Origin of the sequence: Bradyrhizobium sp. AUGA SZCCT0105 (genome assembly GCF_018129565.1) — a bacterium.
GTDB lineage: Bacteria > Pseudomonadota > Alphaproteobacteria > Rhizobiales > Xanthobacteraceae > Bradyrhizobium.
In genome coordinates, this window is the sequence record NZ_JAFCMK010000011.1 from 109,824 (window position 1) to 133,310 (window position 23,487).

A 23,487-nucleotide genomic window follows, 5' to 3' on the forward strand; every position below is an offset into this window, starting at 1 on the left:
GAAGACCACCAAACCTTGACTCCGGGGAGCTGACCGCATGCACGGTGGAGGTGCCGCAGGAACCGCGGCCGCGCAGCACGCGGGAAGGCTGGCGTGGGCGCTTGGCCTCACGGCGACCTACATGGTGGCCGAGGTCGTCGGCGGTCTGGTCACGGGCAGCCTGGCGCTGCTGGCGGACGCCGCGCACATGATGACGGACGTCGGCGGGCTGGCGCTGGCGCTGCTCGCGATCCGGTTCGCGCAACGCGAGGCGACCCCGCAGCGGACGTACGGCTACCTGCGCATGGAAGTGTTGTCGGCGCTGACCAACGCCGTCGTGCTGCTGCTGCTTACGGTCTACATCCTCTACGAAGCCTATCAACGCTTCCAGGCGCCACCCGAGATCCGGAGCGGCCCGATGCTCGTCGTCGCGGCGATCGGGCTCGTCGTCAACCTGATCAGTATGCGGCTGCTTGCCGGTGGATCGTCCGAAAGCCTGAACGTAAAGGGCGCATATTTCGAGGTGCTGAGCGACATGCTCGGCTCGATCGGGGTCATCGTCGCGTCCTTGCTCATCATGTGGAAGGGCTGGGTTCTTGCCGACCCGATCATCGGCGCCGGCATCGGGCTGTTCATCGTCCCAAGGACTTGGGCGCTGCTGAAGCAGGTTACGCATATCCTGATGGAGGGCACGCCCCCGAACGTCGACCCTGGGACGCTTGAACGGAAGCTCATGCAGATCGCCGGCGTGACCGCCGTCCATGATCTACACGTATGGACCGTCACGTCCGGCTTCGACGCCATGAGCGGCCATCTCGTCCTCGCCGACATGTCGCGTGGACGCGAGGCGCTGCGTGAAACACGCCGAGTCATGAAGGACGAATTCGGCATCGACCACGTCACTGTCCAGATCGAGGACGAAGCCATCAGAGCCGAGGAGGCCGTGCTGCATGTCTAACGTAAGCAAGAGGGGCGGGAGCGCCGATAATCATCGTCGGCATGCCGGTCATGGCCATGATGGGGACCATGATCATGATGGCGATCACCGGCATGCCGCCGGCGATGATCATCATCATGATCATGGTGGCGCCGGGCACGTCCATGCGCCGGCGAGTTTCGGCAAGGCGTTCGCCATCGGCATCACCTTGAACACCGCGCTCGTCGTCGCCGAGGCCGTCTACGGCTATCTCGGGAACTCGACCGCGCTGATGGCCGACGCCGGGCACAATCTGAGCGACGTCTTCGGACTGCTGGTCGCCTGGGCGGCCTCAATCGCCTCCAAGCGCGCTCCAAGCGGAAGGTTCACGTACGGGCTCCGCGGCTCGTCGATCCTTGCGGCACTCGCAAACGCAGTCTTTCTGCTTGTGGCCACCGGCGCGATCGGGTGGGAGTCGGTGCAGCGTTTCCGGGATCCGGAACCGGTCGCCGGCGTCACCGTCATGGTGGTCGCGACGATAGGCATATTCGTCAACGGTGCCACGGCACTGCTGTTTGCAAGAGGACGAAAGGGCGACATCAACATTCAGGGCGCGTTCCTGCACATGGCGGGCGACGCCGCTGTGTCGGCCGGCGTCGTGATCTCGGCGGCGCTGATCCTATGGACCGGGTGGTTGTGGCTGGATCCGGCGATGAGCCTGGTGATCTGCGCCGTCATTCTGTGGAGCACTTGGGGCCTGCTGCGGAGTTCGGTCGGCATGTCGTTGAGCGCAGCACCCGCGGAGATCGACCTCGATGCGGTCCGGGCGTTTCTGCTCGATCGACCGAACGTGACGGAAATCCATGATCTGCACGTATGGCCGATCAGCACCACCGAAACCGCGATGACATGTCATTTGGTGATCCCGTCCGGACATCCGGGCGACGAATTCCTGATGGAATGCGCCCACATGCTGCAGGAATTCTACAAGATCGGCCACGCGACCCTGCAGATCGAGATCAGCGAGGGCAACGCCTGCTCGCTCGCTCCAGACAGCGTGGTCTAGGTTAGGTGGACGAGAATGAGGAAACGGAAGGAATCGTGCGCGCCAACCGGCTCAAGGCGGCGGTGGAAGCCAAGCTCGGCGCGGGGCCGTCCGAAAGGGGAACGGCGGCGTGTCCGGCATGCGCGAGCGACGGCGATTGGCATAGGGAGCCGGGAGGCTGGTCATTCCGGTGCGATGATTGCGGGTTATCCGCAACCGGGCACCTTTCGTGGCGATCGGCCAACTGACGGGAGGGTAGGCGGATGTTTCAGCGCAGGGCGCCCACGTCGACGCGGATGACCGAGATAAAGGCGGTTTGGAGCGCAATACCGCGCGGCGCAGCGCGGCTGTACGGTCTTCGGTATGCCGCAGCTCGCGCGGCCTTGTGCGTCTCGATCCTTTTCGCTTTTGCAGTGCCTTCGGCGGCGCAGACGGCAAACGAGCTCGTCCGCGAAGGGTTTGCTGCAAAAGAGCGGAGGCTCTATCCATATGCCATTCAGCTGTTCGACGAAGCCCTCCGGCGCGGAGAGTTCGCGCCGGAGCAGCGAGGATTTCTCCTGTACAGCCGCGGCGTCTCCTACGAAGCGCTCGGTTTGCGCGACCTTGCGCTGGGCGATCTCGACGCTGCGATCGCACTGCTCCCGCAGTTTCCGAACTCCTACGTCTACAGGGCGCTCATCTGGACGGATCGCCGCGAATTCGACCTCGCGCGCGACGACCTCTTGCAAGCCCTTCGGCTCAACCCCGACAGTGCGCTGATACGTAATAATCTCGGTTCGGTTTACGAACGCAAGGGCGAATTGGACTTGGCCATTGAGAATTACGGGACCGCGATACGTCTCGATCCGGCGTATGCGGAGGCCTACTACAACCGTGCCCACGCTTTCATCGCGAAGCAAAACTACCAGGCCGCCGTGGCCGACTACGATCGCGCGATTGCCTTGCGGAAGGATTTTGCCGATGCCTACAGCAATCGCGGCGGCGTCTACCTCATGCAGGGAGACGCGGAAACCGCCATCGCGGATTTCGGTGAAGCCATCCGGCTGCGCGAAAGCGATCCCATCTTTTGGGCCAACAGGGCAAACGCGTATTTGGCGCTTGGCCGGTACAAGGAAGCGATAGGCGATTTCGATCGTGCCCAAAAGCTCGATCCGGGTAATGCGGCCGTCTATCTCGGACGAGGTCGCGCGCACCTGTACTCGGACGCTATTGCGGCGGCGGTCGAGGACCTTCAGATCGCCGTTCGTCTCAGGCCATCGAACCCGAATCCGGTGATCTGGTTGCACATAGCGCGGGTCCACCAGGGATTTGCGGACCGCCAGGAACTCGAGGAGAACACGGCCAGGGTGCGACGCGACCGGTGGCCGGGCGCGGTCCTCGATCTCTATCTTGGGACCCTGGAGGCGGGTCGCGTACGTGAGCATGCCGAGGAGGGCAACGCGCCAGCCGCCAAGCGGCTCTGCGAAGCCGATTTTTACATCGGCGAGTTCCTCATGCACGACGGCAAGACGCCGGATGGACGCGAAATCCTGCAAACGGTGAGAGAGAAATGTCGTTCCGCCGATGTCGTGTTCAGCGCTGCAGGCGCGGAATTGAGCCGAACGAAGTAACCGTGCGGCTTGCCGTTGCTAGAACTGCGCGCGCAAACGGGCGCCGAAAATTGAAGCCGGACCGCGGTCGCGATTGTAGGCGGGATTGGTGACCAACTGATAGTTCAAGGTCGCGCGCCACGCCGATACTGGAAAGCTGTAGTAGGTTTCGATGATCTTCTCCGGACCGGGATTGGGAAGCCGGCCGTCGCCGACCAGAATGCCGAGCCCGCCGGCATCGAGATAGGCCCGCCGCGCACTTGAAATGCCGTTGATGACGCCAGCCAGTCCGAATGTGTCGTTCGGTCTATTCCACGATGCGCCCGCGAGCGAGAGCCCGGCCGCTGCCGTCCGGTCGATATCCGTGAACTCATACGACTCCACCGATCCGTCGGCAACGCCGGCGCGTGCAAAGATGCCAAGATCGCGGGTCACCTCCTGTTCGAGATTGACGCTGACGCCCGCGCGGCTGCGATACGACCGGACGGATGCCGTGTCGGCAGGCCCGCCGGTCGCCTGGGTGAGCGCCACGGCATCGTCGAAGCGTCCCATGCGTCCCCGCGATAGAAAGCCGGTCACCGCTACCTTGCCAGGCTTGCCCCAAATTTCATGCCGGTGTTCGATCTCTCCGACCCATTGGAACTGCTGGAAAGTCGGATCGAGCTCCTGACTGTTGGGCACCCTGGACAGGTCGAACAGGCCTCCGCGTATCGTCCAGGCGCCCGTATACCATTCGATGGCGGCGCCATAGGTGTAGCCCCAGGCATCCGCCGCATAATCGAAAGTGCCGGTATCGATCAGCGACCAGTTCATGAGGTCCTTACGCGGGTCGTGCGCGTATTTGTTGTTGTCGAAGACGTCGGTTACTGCGAACTTTCCGACTGTCAGGACGATCCGATCGCTAGTCTGGGTACTGGCGAACTGATTGATGTCGCCGTCGACCTTCTTCGTTTCGCCGCCGAGGTTGAACGTCTGCCGAAAGAAGGCGCGGGGAATTCGGGCGTAGGGAACGGCAGAACCGACCTTGTAGGCTTCGCCGCTCGGAAATCCCGCGACCCCGAGCGTCGAGCTCAAGCCGAACCCTTGGTCGATCTCCGGATTGATCCAGAATTCGCCGCCCTCCCACGGCCGCATCCCGGCATAGAAGGTGACGTCCCAGGTTTCGCGGGATTGATTGGGAATGAGGCTGTTGGTGCCGCGGTATGGCGCACGAAACGGCGCCGCATACTGCTGCAGGTAGGTGGTCTGAGCCCGCAGATTGAACCAATCGGTCTCCAGCGGCTTCAGGCCCGCGTCGAGCACTTGCCCTTCATCCCGGCCAAACCGATAGTTGAAGCCCAACCGTGCCGTGTGAACCGCCCAATCCGACGACACCCGCTGCGCCGCTCCCGAAAATGTCACACCCTGCGAGCCGAAACCCGTCCCGAGGTATTCGAACCTTGCCGACCAATTCGGCGACAACCCGAGTTCGGCTCCTGCTCCCCATGCGAAGCCTAGACGCGTAAGATCCTGGGCTTCACCATCAGCGCCGACCCCCGGTGCGAGCGTCGACCGGTCGTAGGTCCACGCCAGGCCGCCGGTGGCGTAGAAAAGCCAGGCGCCCGGCGCATAGCCAAGGCGCGCGCGCACCGATCCGGAGGCTTGCACCGCCTCTCTGAACGTCGAGGGGCCCTGTGAACCGGGGACGACAGCGGAGCCCGCGATCGTGTTCGGAAAGGACACATCGGCCTCGACGCCAAGAACCACGCGCGACGGAAACATGTAATTGTACCCGGCGCTCAGTCCGATGGCGTAGCTGCCCGTACCCTTGGAGGGGTCGAAAACATTAATAAGCCCGAACGAGCCAGCCGCTGGCGCAGATCCCTGGCCGCTTGACGAAAACTGGGAGCTGCCGGCCGAATAGGCCAAATGAGCGCCGGCGAATGGTCCGGTCCAATCGAAGGTTTCCGCGAGGCGGGGTCGCTCCCCATCGGCCGCAATGCCGTCGCAGATGCACCCGGTCGCCAGGAATACGCCAAAAATGACCCGCTTCATCGCCCCGAACTTTCAAGCTTCGTGGCCTGAAAAAGCGCACGACATGGCGTATTTGGCAACTAATTAAGCATCGCTCGGCGTCATGGTCCTGTCGTGAACGATAGGAACAAAAAGCGCTGTGGAACATAGCGGGTGCGCCATCACGGATTGCGGAGGGAAACAGCTTGGCGGGGACGGGGGGCGTTCTTTTTCAGCCAAGCAGGCGTAAGTAGAGCGTCCTGCGTGGGTGCTGCTGGGGAGGCCTTAGCGTGGCCAAGCAGTCCAAGGTTGGATCTCCGCGCGAACCTCAACGGCTTGTCATTGTCGCGTTCATTGAAGGGCTGCGGCGGGACGGAGATTCCGTGCGCAGTGCGCGTCGGCGCCCGGACGCGGTTGCGCCCGGTGTTGATAAAACGCGCTGGTTGGCTTCGCCTGGCTTCATCCAGTGGCCGCCAGCACCGACGCCAGCGCCGACGTGCAAAGGCCGCTTGGACCGGTACCACCAGCAGCGACGGTACTGGCGCGGGACGGGCGTCTGTTAGAGACAAACTCCAGCGTTTAGGCTTAAGCGAACTCATATCGGCACGCCAGATCGGCACGATTGACATTTTATCCTATCAAGCTACTGATGCAATTGACATATTTATGTCAATGGATCGGTAATGTCAAAGGACCAACATCGGCAGCTACGATCGGCAATTTTCAGCTTCAATGAACGTTATTAAGTTGAAACTATTGCTTAAATCTGCCCAAAATATCGGCATGGAAGCCCTTGAAACACCTACTCGCATCGAACCATGCCTATTCGAGGAAGACGTTCCGCGGGCAGTGGCAGATCTCGCGGTAGAAATACAGAAGGAATCGGCCGATCTCGGCCAAGGCCTGAACAAGGATAGTCTGGCCGAACTCGCTGACCTCGTCCGCATGATGAACAGCTACTACTCCAATCTGATCGAGGGTCACAAGGCGCGACCGCTCGATATTGAGCGCGCGCTTGCCGGTGCAGCGATTGAACCTGAGAAGCGGCCGCTCGCACTGGAGGCGAAGGCTCACGTCGAGGTGCAACGAGGCATCGACGTTGCGTATGCGACTGGAAAGCTACCGGTGCCGGTGTCGATGAAATTCATCTCGCTCCTCCACAAATCCTTCTACGACGAGATTTCCGCAGAATTCCGAGTGGCGAAGCGCAACGATGGTATGGAGATCGACATCGTGCCCGGTAAGTTCAGATCCTCAACGGAAGAGGACATTTCCGTTGGCCGCCATGTCCCGCCATCCTCAGAGGTCGTGCAGACCTTCATGGACTATTTTGAGAAGCGCTTTGCGGCAGCCGAGAGCCAGGCGAGCCCCCGGATCATCGCCATTGCGACGGCGCATCACCGGCTGAATTACATCCGTCCGTTCGTCGACGGCAATGGGCGTGTTAGTCGCCTGATGTCGCATGCGATGGGATTGCGGGCAGGCATCGGCGGCAGCGGCCTGTGGTCGATTTCCAGGGGACTGGCACGCGGTCTAAAGGACCGGGGAGAGTATAAGCGGATGATGGACAGCGCCGACGCACCAAGAGCGGGCGACCGGGACAGTGCGCTACGATTCGGATGAGCTTGCCTCGACGCTTGGACCAGCCTTCGAATTGGCAGAGTCCCGGCGGCACGATCATATGACTCCCGGCGGCAACACGCAGCGTTTTCAGTTCAGCCGATTTCTGCGAAGTTGACCCAAGCTTCTGGCTGCTCCGCTTCAGGACGGCTTGTTCCCGCCTAGAGCCTTCTGCAGCGCAGGAAAACCGCCGGCTACGTGAGCCACGTTCGTTACGCCCATATCCTTCAAAGTTTTGGCAGCCAATGCCGAACGGCCGCCCGAGCCGCAGTACAGCACCAGCTTCTTTTTTCCGGCAAGCTTTGGATTATGCGAGGGGCTCTCCGGGTCGATCTGGAACTCTAGAAGTCCACGTGGGACGTGCACCGCGCCCGGGAGCGAACCTTTCTCCACCTCACCAGGCTCCCGTAAATCCACGAAGACGATTTCCTTGTCGGAGGTAAGCTTCATAGCCTCGTTGGCGCTTAGCGTTTCATTTTGTTCATTGGCTTCGCTGACAAGCTCTTTGGTGCTTTTCATGTGGCGATCCTTTGCTGCGTCATTTGCGGGAAAAGAGCGATCAATCGGCCCACGGTGCCGCTTCAAATGCATTGAGTGGTATTTTAAGGTAACGTTGGCGATTCGGCTCTTGTTCCGGAAACCGACCGCCCCTGATGTTCACCTGTAGCGAGTGCAGGATGAGCTTTGGCATGGGAAGTTCGCGGTCCCGGGCCTCGCGCAGCGCTACGAACTCTTCCTCGGTCTTCGCCTTCGTCAAATGGATGTTCTCGACGCGTTGCCGTTCGACGGTGCTTTCCCAGAGGGGCTTCCTGCGTCCGCCGGGACAGTAGTCGTGGCCCGTGAACAATTGAGTGTCGTCGGGAAGAGCCATGATCCTCTGAATGCTGTACCACAGCGCGCGTGCGCTGCCGCCCGGGAAATCCGCGCGGGCAGTGCCACCATCGGGCATAAAAATGGTGTCATGAATAAAGGCGGCGTCACCAACGAGATAAGCGATCGAAGCCAGCGTGTGGCCCGGCGTCAGCAAGACCTCCACGTCAAGGTTGCCGATCTTAAACCGTTCGCCGTCGGAGAAGAGCTTGTCCCATTGTGATCCGTCGATTGCGAACGTGTCGTCGTAATTGTAGATTCGCTTCCACAGCTTCTGCACTTCGACGACCTTCTCGCCGATCGCGCTCGGCACGCCGGTCTTATCCTTGAGATAGCCCGCCGCAGAGAAGTGATCGGCGTGCGGATGCGTGTCCAGGATCCAGACCAACCTGTAACCCTCGCGTTCGATGTGGGCCAGCAGGGCGTCCGCCGAAGTCGTCGCCGTAGCGCCGGAATTCGGATCGAAATCGAGAACGGGGTCGATAATGGCGCATTCCCCCGTTTCCGGATCGGCCACGACGTACTGGACGCTCGACGTGCGCTTCTCGAAGAATCCGGTCACGACGGGTCGCCCGTGCCGCCCGGTGGATTTCTCGTTCGTCATTTTATTTCTCCTTTATGCCGCGGCGGATGGATGCCAAAAGCCCTTGGCCACGACGTAGACTCCGACAAGTATGACTAGGCTCGCGAAGACCAGGGTCAGCACCCGCTTGCGGGCGCCCAGAACCTTCCCGATCCGGACACCGACCACGCCGCCGACAAGACCGCCGAGAACGAATAGGCCGGCCATGGGCCAGTCGATGAGGCCCGAGAACGCGTAGCTCGCGGCCGTCGCTGCGCCGAACGCACTTACGGCAAATAGCGACGTCCCGATGGCATTCGATAACGGCATGCCGGTCGCCAACATCAGGCCCGGCACGATCAGAAAGCCGCCGCCGATCCCGAAGAACCCCGAGAACAATCCGACGGTGAATCCTACGCCGATGAGAAGCGGAGCGAGCTTGCTGGCGGACTCCGTCGTCAATCTGACGTCGGGATCGCCTTCCGAGGACCGGGGGCGAAGCATGAGCAGACCGACGACGACCATCACCAGTCCGAACAATGCCAGAAGCCTTTGACCGTCGACCGCCTTGGCCGCCGTCGAACCGCCGAAGGCGCCGACGACGCCGGCCGCCGCGAAGACGGCGGCGCAACCCCATTTGACGTTTCCGTTCTTCCCGTGCGAAAGCAAGTTTCCCGCCGCACTCGCCGCGACGGAGACGGCGCTTGTGCCAATGGCAGCGTGCGGAGACCTAATGCCGACCACGTAGACGAGCAGAGGCACCGCGAGGATCGAGCCGCCGCCGCCAACCAGGCCCAGCACGACCCCAACGATCGCTCCCGAACCGACCGTGAGCATGCTGGTGACGAGATCCGGCATCAGGCTTCGACCTTCCGCGGAGAAAGTTGTGTCTTGCCGGACGGAAGAGCGGCGCAAAGACCCATGCCCGCGAGCATGGCGACGACGAACGCCAATACTTGCCAGAGACCGAGCGGCAGCGTGGCCACCGCAGGGCCCGGGCACAGTCCCACCATGCCCCAACCGATCCCGAAGAGGGCGGCGCCTCCTATCAAGCGGGCATCGAAATCCGGGCGGTTTAGTATCTCCAGCCTGTTGCCGAGGACAGGGGCACCGCGGCTCTTTGCGACCGCATATCCGATTCCGGACGCGGAAATGGCGCCGACCATCACGAAAGCGAGGCTCGGATCCCATGATCCGGTGACGTCCAGAAATGCCAGCACCTTCGCAGGGTTCACCATCTGCGAGACGATGAGCCCGAGGCCGAAGATGAGTCCGGTGCCGAATGCGGAGAGGGCCAACATCTCTATTGTCCGATCAGGTGACGGGTGACGAGCACCGTAACGACGGCGGTGAACATGAAGACTCCGGTCGCGAGCAGCGACCTCGGAGATCCGCGTGACAGGCCGCACACGCCGTGACCGCTGGTGCACCCCGATCCCAGCCGCGTGCCGAAGCCGACGAAAAGCCCTGCGACCACGATCACGCCCGCGGAGGCATCGAACGCGACCGGAGGCAGGGAACCGAAGATGACTCCATAGAGGAAGGGCGCCAGCAACACGCCGACCACGAAGGCAACCCGCCATGAGACCTCCAGAAGATCGCGCTGAAACAGGCCTGCCACGATTCCGCTGATGCCTGCGATTCTTCCGTTGAAGATCAAGAGCAGCGACGCGGACGCACCTATCATTAATCCGCCCGCGAGAGCCGATCCTGGGGTGAATTCGGTCATCGGAGCGCGCCCCGTGGCTTACGAGCTTTGCGCGCGGTGCGGCAGAACAGGTCGTGAAGCGTCGCGAACAGCTTTTCGATGCGAGGATCGGCGATGCGGTACCAAACCGTCTGGCTCTCTTTACGGAACGTGACGATGCCCTCGTCGCGCAACTTCGAAAGGTGTTGGGACAATGCCGACTGGCTTATGCCGACAGCGTCGACAAGAGAGCCCACCGTCGCTTCGCCATATTCTACCAGCGTGCAGAGGATCATGAGGCGCCGCTCGTTGGCCAGCGCGCTCAGTATCTCCGCGACTTCCGTCGCGTTCTTCTGGAAGTCCGCGAAATCCTTGGCATCGGGAACCATCGTCAGAGTCCTTATTAGCAATTTCTAAATTAGTGAATGCTTATGTGATTGGCAAGCGTGGAACACTTAGGTATCACGGACTGGTGATTTGCCAGTTGCGCGCCGGCTAGAGAAGAAAGCAGGGATGCACCCGAATCCCGCCCATGCCATTGGAACCGCGCGTCGGCGGACGAGCTTGTCTCGTTTCCTGCTGGCCGTGCTTTGCGTGGTGGGCCTGTGTGCATCGCTTTTGCAGCCGGTGTTGGCACGGGTCGTCTCGAAGGCGGATCAGACCGTGTTCGTCAAGAACCATACGATTAAAGGCGGCAAGCCTTGCCAGCGCGTGGTTCCGGGGGCCGTGGGAACATCGTGCAGCGCAGGTGCCATGGCCGCACTTGATGCGACGAGTTCCGTCTTCGTTGAACCTCAGTCTTCCGCTGCCGGAGATACTCCCCTCGCCGACATGGCGCTCCTGGTGCAGTGGCTCGGCGCTCCGCAGTTCAGGCCTCCACGGATCCACGCATAACGTCGGCAGCTTCGCGCTGACGGCCGTATTGCGTCCATAGATCCCTGGAGAACAATCATGATATCGCCGTTAGCCGCACTTCGTGCGGCGTCGCATCCGTTGCTGCGCGCTTTGTGCTCGACCGGATTGACAGTATTGCTGGCCGCCTGCAATCAGGCGACGCTTCAGCAAGCGTCCTTTGCGCCACCGCTACCACCGCAATACGCCGCACTCTCGGACGGCGCCGTCCGTATCCCTGCGGTCGAAGCTGAGACGATCTACCCCACATTCGTCAAACAGCGCGTGCGCTATGCGACGAACTATCCCACCGGCACCGTCGTCGTCGATCCCTACGCCAAGTTTCTGTACCTGGTGCAGGAAGGCGGCTTCGCTTTGCGTTACGGCGTAGGCGTGGGACGCGATGGCTTCGGCTGGACCGGAACGGCTGACATCCGCCGCAAAGCGCAGTGGCCGACTTGGACGCCGCCTTCCGCGATGGTGGCCCGTCAGCCGGAGCTCAAGCAGTACCGGCAGGGCATGGCCGCGGGCATTACCAACCCGCTGGGAGCGCGAGCTCTTTATCTCTATCAGGACGGCAAGGACACCCTCTACCGCATCCACGGCACCAACGAGCCTGAAAGTATCGGCAAGAACGTGTCAAGCGGATGCATCCGGCTGTTGAATCAGGATGTGATCGATCTCTTCAACCGCGTCCCGGTTGGATCCAAGGTGGTTGTTCTCTCCGAGGCTGAATCGCGGGCGACCTCATCAGTCGCAGCCGAAACATCGATCAAGGCGGAGGTGCGCTGATGAGGACGAACATCATGCTGCGCACCATCGCCGCCTTCGTCGTCGGCGTCTTCGCGGCATCCGCCGCGGCAGGTCAGACCTTTACACCGGCGGTGGCTAACAAGCCGGATATCAGGGCCGACCTCATGGTAGGCGACTCGACGGCGGCCCGTGATGGGACGTGGTTGGGGGTCGACCTCAATCTCGGGCCGGGATGGAAGACCTATTGGAAATCACCGGGGGATGCCGGACTGCCGACTGAGTTCGACTGGTCCGGTTCGTCGAACGTCATCGATGCGGAGGTGCAGTGGCCTGCGCCATCTCGGCTGTCCATTCTAGGATTTGAGACGGTTGGATACACGCACGAAGTCCTCTTTCCGGTCAGGCTCAAGGTCCGCGATCCGAACGTAGAGACACGCGTCCGCCTCAGGCTCGCGGTTTACGCCTGTAGCACCGTCTGCGTCCGCGAAGAGCGAGTGCTCGACGCCACGATCCAGCCGGGGGCGGGCGGTCCATCCCAGGCCGCCATCGACGCATGGCGTTCGAAGGTTCCAGAGGCCACATCTCTCGTGCTGTCTGTTCTCTCCATCGAACGCTCCTCTAGGGGGCCCGCGTCGTTACGGATCGAGGTCGCCTCGAGCAAGCCTTTTCGCGCACCCGACGCCTTTATCGAGAGCGATCCTCCGCTGAGCGGAGACAAGCCGGTCGTAACGTTCGATCACGGCAACCGCGCAACGCTTGCCGTCGACCTGCCCGGTGAGACCGCGAACAGCAACCGCGACCGCACAGTGACGGCCACGGTGGTCTCTGGCGGCGAAAGCGTGCTGGCGGTCTCACCAGCCGTGCGGGCCAGGGAGAGCGGGAGTTTGCCGGCGTCCGTCGATCCCCGGCCGGCCTCCGCGCCGTCAACTTTGCTCGCACTCATCGGCATTGCGCTCGCCGGCGGTTTCATCCTGAACCTGATGCCGTGCGCATTTCCGGTGCTCTCGCTAAAGCTTCTATCCTTCGTTCACGGCAGCACGGCCGACAAGCGACAGGTGCGCAAGGGATTCACGGCAACGGCGGCCGGCATCCTCCTGTCGTTCCTAGCTCTTGCGGGCGTGTTAGCAGGCATGAAGGCGGCAGGCGCAAGCGTCGGCTGGGGCATTCAATTCCAACAGCCGCTATTCCTGGCGGGAATGTCGATCGTCCTGTCGCTGTTCGCCGCCAGCCAGTTCGATCTCCTTCATCTCGCGGCGCCATCCGCATTGCTGACAAAAGTGAGCGGCATCGCCGGCGGAACGTCCACGACGTCGCATTTTCTCAGCGGCTTCGTGGCGACCCTCCTCGCGACGCCGTGCTCGGCTCCTCTTGTCGGAACGGCCGTGGGTTTTGCGCTGTCGCAGGGAACTGGCGAGATCATGATCATCTTCGCGTCCCTCGGCATCGGCATGGCGTCGCCATATCTGATTGTTGCCGCATTTCCCGGGATAGCGAAGGTCATGCCAAGGCCGGGGCCATGGTTGGCTCACGTCAAACAGGTTTTCGGCATCGCGCTGCTGGCGACCGCCGGGTGGCTCCTGATGGTGCTCGGCGAGGTCGCTGGCACGACGCTGGCTCTCTCGATCGGCGTCGCGTTGGCCTCGGCACTCGCCGTCCTCGGCTTGGCGAAGGGGGCACCACCCAGGAGGGTCGCGGGGGCGGGCGCGGCAATCGCAGTCGTCATAACAGCTCTTGCTACTTTCACTCCGCAGCATCGATCGCCTGCCCAGCCGATTCCATGGCGCACGTTTTCCACCCCCGAACTGCATTCGCTCGTCGCCGCGGGTCGCACGGTGTTCGTGGATGTCACCGCGGACTGGTGCATTACCTGCAAAATCAACAAGGCTTTTGTGATCGACGGGCAGGAGGTCGCGGGGCGGCTCTCCTCGGACGTGGTGCCCCTGCGCGCCGACTGGACCAAACCGGATCCGGAGATCGCGCAGTTTCTGCACGAGCACGGGCGCTACGGGATTCCCTTCAACATCGTCTTCGGCCCCGGGGCCCTTGACGGCATCGCGCTTTCCGAAATCCTTTCCGCATCGTCTGTGTCGGCTGCGTTCAATGACGCGGCGGCACGTTCCAAATAGAGATCACACCATGAAGAAAATGATCATCGCCGTCGCCATCGCAACCAGCGTCGCCGTCGGAAACCTCGTCGGCCTTTCAACCTTCGCTTCGGGGGAGAGCGCCGATTCCTTCAGGGAAAGCGTCCTGCGCGACCCCGACGTTCCGTCGATGGGCAATCCGCAAGGAGACATCACCATTGTCGAGTACTTCGACTATCAATGCCCGTACTGCAAGAAAGTCGCTCCGGAGTTAGCCAGGGTCGCCAAAGAGGATGGAAAGCTGCGCATCGTGATGAAGGACTGGCCGATCTTCGGCGCAGCCTCGCAATATGCGGCGAAGATGGTTCTCGCAGCGAAATATCAGAACAAGTACCATGAGGCGCATGCCGCCTTGATCGGAGCGACCACGAAGCTAAGCGAGAAAATCGTTCGGGACCTGCTCTTGAAGGCTGGCGTCGACATCGACCGGGCCGTCAAGGACATGACGACGTACCAACCTGCCATCGAGGCGCTGTTGGCCCGCAACAATGAACAGGCCGAGGCCTTTGGTTTTCAGGGTACTCCCGCCTTCATCGTCGGGACGTTCCGTGTCCCCGGCGTGCTCGACGCGGCTGGTTTCAAGCAGGCCATTGCGGACGCGCGGGCCGCAGCACGCGAAACGAAATAGACACGGTGGGACGCCATCGGACTGGCGCATGGTAAATCTAGGAAAACATTCCATAAGATAGCTTATGCGAATCAATGGCTTAGAACGAGGAAAAGGCCGGGAGCAATCGCTCGACCAAGCCTCTTAAAAAGCTTGCCCCGAAGGTATGCAAGTGCAGGGACCAAGCGGGGCGTACCCAGCTATCATAGGACAAATAGGGAAACATTCAACTGTTTTCCTACCCCGGCCTGCCAATCCTGGTGACGGATGCGGAAGCAAAACAGGCGCGGGTTTCGCCAGGCGCGCTCGAATTTTTGCCCGGTTGACAAATGGCGTCCGAATGCGCGCGACAACGGATCAAACCGCGACGGTCGTTGCATGTGCGCTTCCAAGTCAATCGGTTTGCGCCTCTCATGCGGTTACGCGGGCCGACAGTGCTTACGATCTCCTGTAGCGAAGCGAGCCTTGCGAGTTACTGAGGACGCGCCGACGCGCGAAGCTTTTTGATTGCATCGATCGGATCAAACCCAATAGCATCTGCCAAATCCAAAAACTCAATAACGTCAATCCGGCGCTGGCCGCTTTCGACCGTGGCCACAAAAGACTGATAACGCCGCAGCCGTTTTGCGAGCTGGGCCTGCGTCAACCCTGATTGTTTCCGCTGCTCAATAAGCAGGGCGATCAGGGCCTTTTGCCGAGGAGATCGGAGTGTTCGTGGCATTTTCTGCCCCAGAGACAAGGGGGCAGACAAATAATCGGATTTACAGATTATCTAAAAACCAGATATTGTGAGAACTACCGCTCTTGGACGATGCCATTGGGGTTTGTCCGGGAAACTGCTTCTGGGCGGAGAATGACGAGCAGTTTCGGTTCAAGGACCGATGTCTCAACGCAACGCATCGCAGCTCTCATTCGGCGCGTGTTAAGCCTTCGTTTGTTCAAAAACGCATTTAATGGCTCGAATGATTCGATGAGGAGAAACAGCCATTGATCGACGATACCGATCTTGAAGAGAAGACCATCGAGGCGTTGCGGCAATATCGCAAGGCCCTCACCGCAGTTGAGAACCTGGAACAAGAGGAAGCTTCCGCGCATCGGGCGCTGACGAGCATGCTGCCTGATTTGGGGCGCGCCATTCTCGAGGACGATGCGCCGTCACTCAAGGATAGCCTCTTTGAAACTGGCTCTGCAGCAGTGTCGCGATCGAACGAAGCGGGGTCCGCCCTGAGCGAGGCGACTGCGAAATTGGAGGTAGCCCGACAAACATTGATCGGCCTGGAGCGGCAACTGGGACATATTCCTGATGTACCGATGGCTGCGGACCCCAGAGACATTCGACGTAGCCCAAATGGTGGCTACTGAACTCAATCTAAAATCGCAGATCGTTTACTTGCTGCGCTCGTTGTCTCGCGTACCGCCGCGTTGATCGGCATCGCCGCCCTGCTCCGCGTCGCGACGCCGGCTATTGGCGAGTTCCGAAAGCTCCTTCTTCAACACATGCCGGCGGGTTTCGATCGCCGGCATATCCTTGACGAATTGACGGATCTGCGATGCAAGCGCGCGATCGCGTGCTGTTCCGGAGCGCTCAAGCTCGGCGGCGTAATCGAGATATCGGCGCCGAATCGCATCCTGACGTGACCTGATCCGATCCTCCCAAGGGCGTTCGGCAGTCTCGCCGCCCCTCACCTCCCGGAGAACTTCCTCCCGCGCCAGACGATCGACCTCGGGCGTAATCTTTCGCTCGCGCAAGGCCAGCACCGCCCCACGATCGGCCTTTCGAATGCGTCCGCGGGTTCGCCGTGGCGTTGCCTCTGCCGCGATCCCGCGAAGCTGGAGCTCTCCGGCAAACCGTTCTCGCCATGCGTGAAGCTCCGCCTTGCGGGGGTTGAGGCGTCGGCCATCATGGCCGAGGGACCGGACCGTCAAATGGACGTGGGGATGCTTGTCGTCGAGGTGCTGGACGAAAACGTAGTCGTGATTGTGTTCGAAGGTTTCGATAGCAAACGCCCGCGCGGACTCCTTGACCGCGATGGCATCCGTCCCCGCCGGCATTGACAGGATGATGTTGATCGACAGCGATCCATCGCGGCGACGCTTGTCATCGAGCGCTGCATCGTCCGCCCACCGCTGCTGCAGGTCCTTCAATCCGACCCGGCCGGTCATCGCAGCCCCCTGCTCTGTTTCCGCATCGAGTTCACCATTTCGAGTGATGTATGCGAGGTGCGACTTGAGATGTGCCACGCCCTTGGTGCGGCCGGTGATCTTGACCATCACCTCTGGCACTCGGCCCACGATTCGTTCGAGCTTTGCACGCATTGCCGGCGTGAGGCGGCGAGGAGCAGCCGAATCGGGAATGTCCCACTCCGGCCGCCTTGGGCGCCGATTGGGCGTTTCCCATACATACGAGATCGGCGGCAGCTCGGCGAGCAGGTTGGGCCGTTGTGGTGGACGGCGCCGGCTCACCGTCGCGTCTCCCAGTAATCCGCGTTGCCATCGAGGGCACCACGCAATAGCGCGAGCGCCGATTCGATGACGGTTCTGGCTTCGCCAATTGCGGATAGATCCGACTCAACCGCCCTGCCCTGCAGTACGCTGGTGTTTGCGGCCCGCGCGATCTGGTTGATGTTGCCGCCGATCCGATTGAGCTCGCGGACGATGGCGCGAAGCGCGGTGTGTTCTTCGGGAGAATGCTGAACAGGTGATCCCAATCGTGAGCGCACTAGCGCCACAATCCAGCCGGTTCGGGTCATGCCACGCTGATGTGAGACTTCCGCGAGCTGCCGCATCTCGCTCTCACGAAATCGGACAGTCACCTTTTCCGGCCGACCGACCGCCAATGTCGGCACGCGCGCCGACGTCGCGTTCAGCGCGTCCCCGATCAGACGTCGCAACAGCGCCGACTTGCCGCCCTGGGTAGCCGCAAGAGCCGAGAAATCTGCCGCGACTTCGTCGGGGACGCGAAGCGAGATCAGAGCCATCCACTCCAATCCCAATCGCGATGTAATACATCGCTGGCGCGAAGCCTATCCTGCACTAGAAAACGCTGACACCCTCTCCGCAGAGAGCCCCTCCACCATGTTGGTTTAAACCAACAACACCCATTGTGTTCGAGGCTCGCCATGGTCAGGCAGTCGAGCGTGAAATGCCCCACCATCCACGTCGAATGCTGCCTGGGGTCAGTCTTGGACGACCCAGCCAGTGCTACCTCCGGCTCGCCTGCACCGCGGGAGACAAATCCACCAATGGGCTCCGAGGTTGTGGACCGCAACTTTCGAGCAGCCTGCGGCCTCACTACAGCGCTATGGGGAGCGCGTTCGGCCTTCGGCTGCTGCGCTAACGCGCCATCCTTCGGATGGGAAAGTCGCTCTGCCGGCACACAGGGACCGTCTGTGTTTGCGACAAGGGGGCCGCACAAGGTCATGTCGAAAGGATTTCCTCGATCGTGAGCGCTGAGGCCGGAACTTCTGCTGCCTCCTCAGCGCCATCGACCAACACCACAGCGTGACGGGACCCTTGCGACGCGATCCGATCAATAAGAAGCCGACCGACCCGGTTCTGATGCCGCACCCTGATGGTCAGGGATGCTGCCGTCCGGGATGGTGAAACGACGCGAGGTGTTGCCGACGGATGATCGACTGTTGCTTTTGCGGCTATGCTTGGTGTGCGCCACAGAGATGCTCCCGGCACGAGGTCGCTTCGGGCCGATTTGGGTGATCCAGCAAACGATTCGGGCTGAGCGTCCGCGCGATCGGACTCGGCGCGGACGTCCCGGACCAATTGGCGGGCCTGTGCATCGGTGAAGCTGTCCCGCGTCGCGCATAGGCGTTCGATCGCATCCGGATGCGTGCGCCAAGCCTGGTAGAGTTCATAAAGCGCACGAATCGAACAATTCTCAAGCCTCGCCCGGAGGAATTCCGGCATACTTTGAACTGCGGCGTACCGTGACACCCAGTCTCTTGGTTTGCCAAGCTTGCGCGAGATATCGGCTTGGGTGTCGCCAGCATCCAGACGATCCGCGATAAACGCCGCGATTTCCGGCGTTCGCAAATCATCACGTTGAATATTCTCGATCATTTGCGCGTATCGATCCGGCTCACGACTGTCCTGAATGAAAGCTGGTATTTCATGCAATCCGGCACGTTGCGCAGCACGGTAACGGCGCGCACCCATGGCAACGACGTGTCGCCCTTCCAGGTTGGAACGACGAACCACAATGGGTTGCAGTACGCCGTGCTCGCGAATCGATTGGGAAAGTTCCTCCAGTTCCTGTTCGCTGAAGTTGCGGCGTGGTTGATCAGGGTCCTCGTCAATGGTCTCGATCGCAATCAGAAGCGGGCGCCCCGCTCCTGCGCTTCCTCTTTCGGCAACATCCGCAAGGTCCTTAAAGCTGAGATCGAGCGTCATCAGTCCTCTCCTGGTCGAGCCGTTCCGCAATCTTGGCGAGGACCGTGCGGATTTCCCGACCCGCCTCCTGCGCAGAGCGGCGTTTCAAACACCACACCGGCACGCGTTCCGCTACGGCTTCGGCATAGCCATCACGTGCAACGATCTGGCCCGGAAAAACGTACTTGCCGGCTTCCCGCAACAACTGCTCGAGATGAGTTCGTTGACGGGGCGATTTGGTGTTGAAGTTCGAAGGCAGCAGGCCGAGGAATGTCGTGTCTTCGCGACCATAACGCCGTTGAACACCGATCACGGTCTGCATCAGGCCTTTGACGCCTTTTACGGAATAGTCTTCCAGGTAAATCGGCGCCAGCACATGCGAGGCCGCGACCAGGCACGCGACGCTACGGAGCCCAAGCGATGGCGGTGTGTCGATCACGCAGATATCGAACTGCTCGGATGCATGAGCGAGGTTCTGCTGCAGCGTCATGACGGCAGCGGCATTGCCGCGATCGACATCAGTCAGGGAACTATCGGCCGGCGCCAACGTGATTCCATTGCTTTCGCTAGCGACAATCCGCGCCGCTGGTTTGAAGAGATCGGCCGCCGAGGTTGGTCCTGCATGATGCTTGAGCGTGTCTGTCGCATTGCCCTGCGCATCAACATCGATCATCAGAACCCGGCGGCCAGCTTCCGCCATGAACCAGGCCAGATGGACAGCGAGGGTCGTCTTCCCGACACCGCCCTTTTGATTGTTGATCACGATGATGTTCATCGGCCGATCCGTGATGAGGCTATCTGCGCCCGTCTTCATCTATCCTGCTCCGAACCGCGCTCGTTCGATTCACTTGCGCGGTTGGCCGCCACGGTCTTGGCTAAACGCGGCTCTTCGCTTCAGGTGTTGGTTTGAACCAACACCTGCTGCTGCGGACGCAGTGCGCTCCCGACAATGTCGAAAATCGAGCACAAGATCCCCTGCCAGAAGAGTCAGGTGGACCGAGGGCAAAACAGAAAATTTCAGACGGACGATTGGTGACGGCGACGAAAGGCAACAGAAACCACGTGCGCCCTGGCGAGCTGCGGCCGTGTTGGTTCAAACCAACATTGATGCCTCCGGCCTCGCCCAGCCTAGGCCCTTCATCCACTCCTTCGTCTGGCTGATCGCCATTCCGCTGGTCCTGGTCGGAGCTATCCAGCTATGGGCCCGGCGAACGACGAGTGGCGTTCGGGCGGCAGCGGCACTCGGGCTTCTTCCGGTGCCCGCGACGGTCCTCGTCTTGCTCCTCGTCCTGACTTCCGTCATGCCGCGGATCGGCGAAGCGGGGGTTGCCGCGCTGACAGCGGCGCCGATCTACGTAGCTTATGCCATTCTCGCGCCGTTGATCGGCTGGTTCGTGGCACGAAACCTACACCTTGAGCCCAGCGCCATCCGTGCGGTGTCATTCAGCGCAGCAACGCGCAACTCGCTCGTGGTTCTGCCGCTTGCCTTCGCGGTCCCTGGAGGCGTTCCGATGCTTCCAGCCGTGATCGTCACCCAGACGATCATCTAACTCGTGAGTGAGCTTCTTTATGTGCGCTGGATTCCGCGCCTGTCGATGAGGCTCTCGCGGTAATCGCGCGGCGTATTGTGTGCTCAACCGGCGCAGCAGGACAGCTTGGCGACGTCCTTGCCGAACGACAGCGCCGCCAGCTTCAGACCCTCGACGGTGGTGAGATACGGAAAGATCGTGTCCGCGAGGTCCTCGACAGTGAGACCCTGTCGGATCGCCAGCGCCGCGGTCTGGATGCTGTCGGCTCCTTCCGGCGCGAGGATATGCGCGCCGAGCAGCCGGCCGCTACCGGCGTCGGCCACGAGCTTGATAAGTCCACGGGTGTCGCGAGTGGCGAGCGCGCGCGGCACCTGGTCGAGACCAATCGTGGAAACACGGACGGCATGCCCGGCCGTGCGCGCCGCGGCCTCGGTCAGGCCGACGCTCGCCACCTGCGGGTCGGTGAACACGATGGCGGGCATGGCGCTGTTGTCGTAGCGCAGGCTGTCGCCATTGAGGGCGTTCTTGGCCGCGAGTTTGGCACCATAGGCGGCCATGTAGACGAACTGGTCGCGGCCGGTGACGTCGCCGGCGGCATAAATGCCGGCCCCGGTGGTGCGCATGCGGTCGTCGACGACGATGCCCCCCTTCGGCGAGACGGCGATCCCGTGCTCGGCGAGCCCAAGGCCTTCGATGTTGGGCGCGCGCCCGGTGGTGATCAGCACCTGATCGGCGTCGATCGTCGTGTTCTGGCCGTCGCGCGAAACATCAAGCGCAATACCGTTCTCGATCTTGCGGATCGCACGGTAGCCGATACCGGAGACCACGGTGATCCCTTCGTCCTCGAAATATCCGGTCAGCGCCGCGCCGATCTCGGGCTCGGCTTCGGGGAGCAAATGGGACCGGCACACGAGCGTCACCTTGACGCCGGCGCGGGCAAACATCTGGGCGAGCTCCGCCCCGATGTAGCCGCCGCCGATGACGAGCAACGATCGCGGCAACTCCTCGAGGTCGAGCGCGGTCGTGCTGGTGAGATACGGCACCGCCTCAATGCCGGGGATAGCGGGCACCGCCGGCCGCGCACCGGTCGCGATGATGATCTTGCCGGCGGGAATGCGCGCGCCGTCCACCTCGACACCTCCTTCCATGAGGCGTGCCGGTCCTTCGCGATAGGCGATACCGTTGTAGGCGGGGAGCAGGTTCGTGTACTTGGCCTGGCGCAGTTCGGAAACGAGTGCATCCTTCTGACGAACGGTTCCGCGCCAGTCGGTCAGTTCGGCCTTCGCCGCGATGCCGGCAAAACGTGATGCCACGCGAGCGTTGTGAAGCGTCTCGGCGGCGCGGATCAAGGTCTTTGACGGCACGCAGCCGATATTGACGCAGGTGCCGCCGATGGTGCCGCTGCCGATGAGAGCCACCTGTGCGCCCTGATCGGCGGCCGTGATCGAGGCCGAGAAGCCGGCCGAGCCGGCGCCGATGACGACGAGATCGTAGGCGCCACCATTGCGACCGGACGTGCGAAAGCGACGGTCCTCCACTGCAGCGCCCTTCGATGTCGAGCCGACCGAAGACTGTACCGCCGTATCGAGGCCGGCGAGGCTCGGTCCGAACAGAGCGCGACCAGCCTCCAGCCCTTCCTCGATCGACAGCCGAAATCCGGCCTCGTCCGCAGCCTGTTCACGGCTCCAGGCGGAGAGATGGTCGTCCGAACAGAAGAACGCGGTGGTTGCGCACAGCGAGTTCGCAGCACATGCTCCTTCGTAGCGAACGCTTTGCCACATGACAGCCGTCCGTGGCTCGATCTGCGCCAGCGCCCGCCCCTGGTCCCGCGTGGCGATCCGGATTGGCACACCACAATGGCGGCAGCGCGATGCAACCGTGATGTCGCGATCGGTCATGGCGCCAATGCCGAGTGCGTCGACCGCGCACATGGCGTTGAGAACACGTCCGTCCAGTGTGACCCGGTGGCCCGTGTCGCGGTCGGTGAAGGGATAGGCGCCGACGATCCGCTCGCCGTCGCGTACGATGAGATCGCGATTGCGAAGGTCTTCAAGCGGCCGCCGAATGGCGGCCTCGCTCATTCCCGCGCGCTCCGCAAGCGCGTCTGCGGCTGGAGCTCGGCCATGTTCCACGTAGAGCTGGAGCAGCGCGATGCGAACGCGGTCGGTGACGGGATCGTAGCCGCTCCAGCGATCGAACACATGGTCGGACCCGACCATCGCCAGCAGGGCGCCCTTGACCGCTGGCGATGTGACCACAGACCAATCCGGAAACATCACGTCCGGCCGCACGGTGTAGCTCGGCAGTGCCGCGGATGCGGAAGCTTCAAGCTTGCCCCGGGACGAGGAGGATACGCAGCAGTCGTTCATGGCTTCACGCCTTTCTTAATCTAGGTCTTGCCGCAGTCGGCGTTTGCACGGCGACGATGGATAGCCCACGCGACGAGACCGAAGCACGCTCCCATCAGGGGAAGCACCACCAGACCCGCACCTGCCAGCCACGCCCCGAGGCCGGCCAGTGGCAGGATTCCGGCGAGCAGCGGCGCCGCGCAGCAGATCGCGGCGAGGACGGCGCCAGCCGTGCCTGCACCGATCAGGGCGCGGTCATTCACCTCAACTGCCCTGCTGCACCGGATGGGCTGGATAGCCCGCGTTCATGCTGGCGGCCGCGATGGTGGCTGGGTTTGTCTTCGCGTCGTCGAAGGTCACGATCGCGGTTTTGGCTCGGAACGAAACGGCGACCTTTGCGACGCCGAGGACCCCCTCCATCGAACTCTTCACGATGTAGGGACACGAGGCGCAGGTCATATTGTCGACAACGAAGGTGATCGTGCGCTCGCCGGCGAAGGCAGTCGATGCCGTCATCACGGAGGCTATCAGGGCGAACGCGCTCAAGCTCTTCTTCATGGGAGGTCTCCTCT

The 23,487-nt window shown here is 61.9% G+C and carries 25 protein-coding genes; 10 read left to right on the forward strand and 15 right to left on the reverse strand.

Going from position 1 to position 23,487, the window contains the following annotated elements:
- The first annotated feature begins 37 nt into the window (after nucleotides 1–37).
- The 3 genes from JQ573_RS34830 to JQ573_RS34840 all read left to right on the forward strand — a co-directional run bounded on the left by JQ573_RS34830 (nucleotide 38) and on the right by JQ573_RS34840 (nucleotide 3,550).
- On the forward strand, nucleotides 38–937 hold the full coding sequence (locus tag JQ573_RS34830) for a cation diffusion facilitator family transporter (protein ID WP_212319135.1): 900 nt from the start codon (nucleotides 38–40) through the stop codon (nucleotides 935–937).
- Nucleotides 930–1,961: a cation diffusion facilitator family transporter gene (locus JQ573_RS34835; RefSeq protein ID WP_212319133.1), complete on the forward strand. Its 1,032-nt coding sequence runs from the start codon at nucleotides 930–932 to the stop codon at nucleotides 1,959–1,961. The genes JQ573_RS34830 and JQ573_RS34835 overlap by 8 nt, the downstream gene beginning before the upstream one ends.
- A 242-nt stretch (nucleotides 1,962–2,203) precedes the next feature.
- Nucleotides 2,204–3,550 carry a tetratricopeptide repeat protein gene (locus JQ573_RS34840; protein WP_212319131.1) on the forward strand — a complete coding sequence of 449 codons (1,347 nt, stop codon included), beginning with the start codon at nucleotides 2,204–2,206 and terminating at the stop codon, nucleotides 3,548–3,550.
- A gap of 18 nt (nucleotides 3,551–3,568) precedes the next feature.
- Here the strand turns inward: JQ573_RS34840 and JQ573_RS34845 are convergent, their stop codons facing one another.
- A complete protein-coding gene (locus JQ573_RS34845; protein ID WP_212319129.1) occupies nucleotides 3,569–5,563 on the reverse strand; it encodes a carbohydrate porin in 1,995 nt (664 codons plus the stop codon).
- Nucleotides 5,564–6,253: 690 nt separating this feature from the next.
- On the opposite strand from JQ573_RS34845, the gene JQ573_RS34850 reads away from it, so the two are divergent.
- Nucleotides 6,254–7,144 carry a Fic family protein gene (locus JQ573_RS34850; RefSeq protein WP_249132647.1) on the forward strand — a complete coding sequence of 297 codons (891 nt, stop codon included), beginning with the start codon at nucleotides 6,254–6,256 and terminating at the stop codon, nucleotides 7,142–7,144.
- A gap of 138 nt (nucleotides 7,145–7,282) precedes the next feature.
- On the opposite strand, the gene JQ573_RS34855 is transcribed toward JQ573_RS34850, so the two are convergent.
- From JQ573_RS34855 to JQ573_RS34880, 6 genes are read right to left on the reverse strand one after another with little or no spacing between them, the layout of a single operon-like run.
- Nucleotides 7,283–7,660 (reverse strand): rhodanese-like domain-containing protein, encoded by a 378-nt coding sequence (locus JQ573_RS34855; RefSeq protein WP_212319127.1) that lies wholly within the window; start codon nucleotides 7,658–7,660, stop codon nucleotides 7,283–7,285.
- 40 nt (nucleotides 7,661–7,700) lie between these two features.
- Nucleotides 7,701–8,615, reverse strand: coding sequence for an MBL fold metallo-hydrolase (locus JQ573_RS34860; protein ID WP_212319125.1), 915 nt, complete (start codon nucleotides 8,613–8,615; stop codon nucleotides 7,701–7,703).
- A 12-nt stretch (nucleotides 8,616–8,627) separates the two neighbouring features.
- Nucleotides 8,628–9,431 (reverse strand): sulfite exporter TauE/SafE family protein, encoded by an 804-nt coding sequence (locus JQ573_RS34865; protein WP_212319123.1) that lies wholly within the window; start codon nucleotides 9,429–9,431, stop codon nucleotides 8,628–8,630.
- Complete coding sequence (locus tag JQ573_RS34870; protein ID WP_212319121.1) at nucleotides 9,431–9,874, reverse strand: DUF6691 family protein; 444 nt, start codon at nucleotides 9,872–9,874, stop codon at nucleotides 9,431–9,433. Before JQ573_RS34870 ends, JQ573_RS34865 begins: the two co-directional genes overlap by 1 nt.
- A gap of 2 nt (nucleotides 9,875–9,876) precedes the next feature.
- Nucleotides 9,877–10,302 carry a YeeE/YedE family protein gene (locus tag JQ573_RS34875; protein ID WP_212319120.1) on the reverse strand — a complete coding sequence of 142 codons (426 nt, stop codon included), beginning with the start codon at nucleotides 10,300–10,302 and terminating at the stop codon, nucleotides 9,877–9,879.
- Complete coding sequence (locus tag JQ573_RS34880; protein ID WP_212319118.1) at nucleotides 10,299–10,649, reverse strand: helix-turn-helix transcriptional regulator; 351 nt, start codon at nucleotides 10,647–10,649, stop codon at nucleotides 10,299–10,301. The genes JQ573_RS34875 and JQ573_RS34880 overlap by 4 nt, the downstream gene beginning before the upstream one ends.
- A 124-nt stretch (nucleotides 10,650–10,773) precedes the next feature.
- Between JQ573_RS34880 and JQ573_RS34885 the strand changes: the two genes are divergently transcribed.
- The 4 genes from JQ573_RS34885 to JQ573_RS34900 are packed head-to-tail and all read left to right on the forward strand — an operon-like array spanning nucleotide 10,774 to nucleotide 14,676.
- The gene (locus JQ573_RS34885) at nucleotides 10,774–11,154 is read left to right on the forward strand and encodes a hypothetical protein (protein ID WP_212319116.1); all 381 of its coding nucleotides are present in this window, start codon (nucleotides 10,774–10,776) and stop codon (nucleotides 11,152–11,154) included.
- Nucleotides 11,155–11,211: 57 nt separating this feature from the next.
- Nucleotides 11,212–11,943, forward strand: a complete 732-nt coding sequence (locus JQ573_RS34890) for a L,D-transpeptidase (protein ID WP_212319114.1) — start codon at nucleotides 11,212–11,214, stop codon at nucleotides 11,941–11,943.
- Between the two features lie 14 nt (nucleotides 11,944–11,957).
- On the forward strand, nucleotides 11,958–14,030 hold the full coding sequence (locus JQ573_RS34895) for a protein-disulfide reductase DsbD (RefSeq protein WP_212408782.1): 2,073 nt from the start codon (nucleotides 11,958–11,960) through the stop codon (nucleotides 14,028–14,030).
- Between the two features lie 10 nt (nucleotides 14,031–14,040).
- Nucleotides 14,041–14,676 (forward strand): DsbA family protein, encoded by a 636-nt coding sequence (locus JQ573_RS34900; protein WP_212319110.1) that lies wholly within the window; start codon nucleotides 14,041–14,043, stop codon nucleotides 14,674–14,676.
- Between the two features lie 451 nt (nucleotides 14,677–15,127).
- Here the strand turns inward: JQ573_RS34900 and JQ573_RS34905 are convergent, their stop codons facing one another.
- Nucleotides 15,128–15,376: a helix-turn-helix transcriptional regulator gene (locus JQ573_RS34905; protein ID WP_212319108.1), complete on the reverse strand. Its 249-nt coding sequence runs from the start codon at nucleotides 15,374–15,376 to the stop codon at nucleotides 15,128–15,130.
- A 266-nt stretch (nucleotides 15,377–15,642) separates the two neighbouring features.
- Here JQ573_RS34905 and JQ573_RS34910 point away from each other — a divergent pair, with 266 nt between their 5' ends.
- Complete coding sequence (locus JQ573_RS34910) at nucleotides 15,643–16,017, forward strand: hypothetical protein (RefSeq protein WP_212319106.1); 375 nt, start codon at nucleotides 15,643–15,645, stop codon at nucleotides 16,015–16,017.
- A 24-nt stretch (nucleotides 16,018–16,041) separates the two neighbouring features.
- Here JQ573_RS34910 and JQ573_RS34915 read toward each other — a convergent pair whose 3' ends face one another.
- The 4 genes from JQ573_RS34915 to JQ573_RS34930 all read right to left on the reverse strand — a co-directional run bounded on the left by JQ573_RS34915 (nucleotide 16,042) and on the right by JQ573_RS34930 (nucleotide 19,852).
- A complete protein-coding gene (locus JQ573_RS34915; protein ID WP_312011727.1) occupies nucleotides 16,042–17,118 on the reverse strand; it encodes a relaxase/mobilization nuclease domain-containing protein in 1,077 nt (358 codons plus the stop codon).
- Nucleotides 17,115–17,633: a plasmid mobilization protein gene (locus tag JQ573_RS34920; RefSeq protein ID WP_212319104.1), complete on the reverse strand. Its 519-nt coding sequence runs from the start codon at nucleotides 17,631–17,633 to the stop codon at nucleotides 17,115–17,117. The genes JQ573_RS34915 and JQ573_RS34920 overlap by 4 nt, the downstream gene beginning before the upstream one ends.
- Before the next feature lie 439 nt (nucleotides 17,634–18,072).
- Complete coding sequence (locus JQ573_RS34925; RefSeq protein ID WP_212319101.1) at nucleotides 18,073–19,059, reverse strand: ParB/RepB/Spo0J family partition protein; 987 nt, start codon at nucleotides 19,057–19,059, stop codon at nucleotides 18,073–18,075.
- Nucleotides 19,037–19,852 (reverse strand): ParA family protein, encoded by an 816-nt coding sequence (locus tag JQ573_RS34930; protein WP_249132648.1) that lies wholly within the window; start codon nucleotides 19,850–19,852, stop codon nucleotides 19,037–19,039. The genes JQ573_RS34925 and JQ573_RS34930 overlap by 23 nt, the downstream gene beginning before the upstream one ends.
- Before the next feature lie 271 nt (nucleotides 19,853–20,123).
- Here JQ573_RS34930 and JQ573_RS34935 point away from each other — a divergent pair, with 271 nt between their 5' ends.
- The gene (locus tag JQ573_RS34935) at nucleotides 20,124–20,588 is read left to right on the forward strand and encodes a bile acid:sodium symporter (protein WP_212319099.1); all 465 of its coding nucleotides are present in this window, start codon (nucleotides 20,124–20,126) and stop codon (nucleotides 20,586–20,588) included.
- An 83-nt stretch (nucleotides 20,589–20,671) separates the two neighbouring features.
- Here JQ573_RS34935 and merBA read toward each other — a convergent pair whose 3' ends face one another.
- Genes merBA through JQ573_RS34950 form a run of 3 tightly spaced genes read right to left on the reverse strand, consistent with a single transcriptional unit; the run spans nucleotide 20,672 to nucleotide 23,473 of the window.
- Nucleotides 20,672–22,936: a mercury(II) reductase gene (merBA, locus tag JQ573_RS34940; protein WP_212319097.1), complete on the reverse strand. Its 2,265-nt coding sequence runs from the start codon at nucleotides 22,934–22,936 to the stop codon at nucleotides 20,672–20,674.
- Nucleotides 22,937–22,956: 20 nt separating this feature from the next.
- Nucleotides 22,957–23,178, reverse strand: coding sequence for a mercury transport protein (locus JQ573_RS34945; protein ID WP_212319095.1), 222 nt, complete (start codon nucleotides 23,176–23,178; stop codon nucleotides 22,957–22,959).
- Between the two features lies 1 nt (nucleotide 23,179).
- Nucleotides 23,180–23,473, reverse strand: coding sequence for a cation transporter (locus JQ573_RS34950; protein WP_212319093.1), 294 nt, complete (start codon nucleotides 23,471–23,473; stop codon nucleotides 23,180–23,182).
- Nucleotides 23,474–23,487 lie beyond the last annotated feature (14 nt).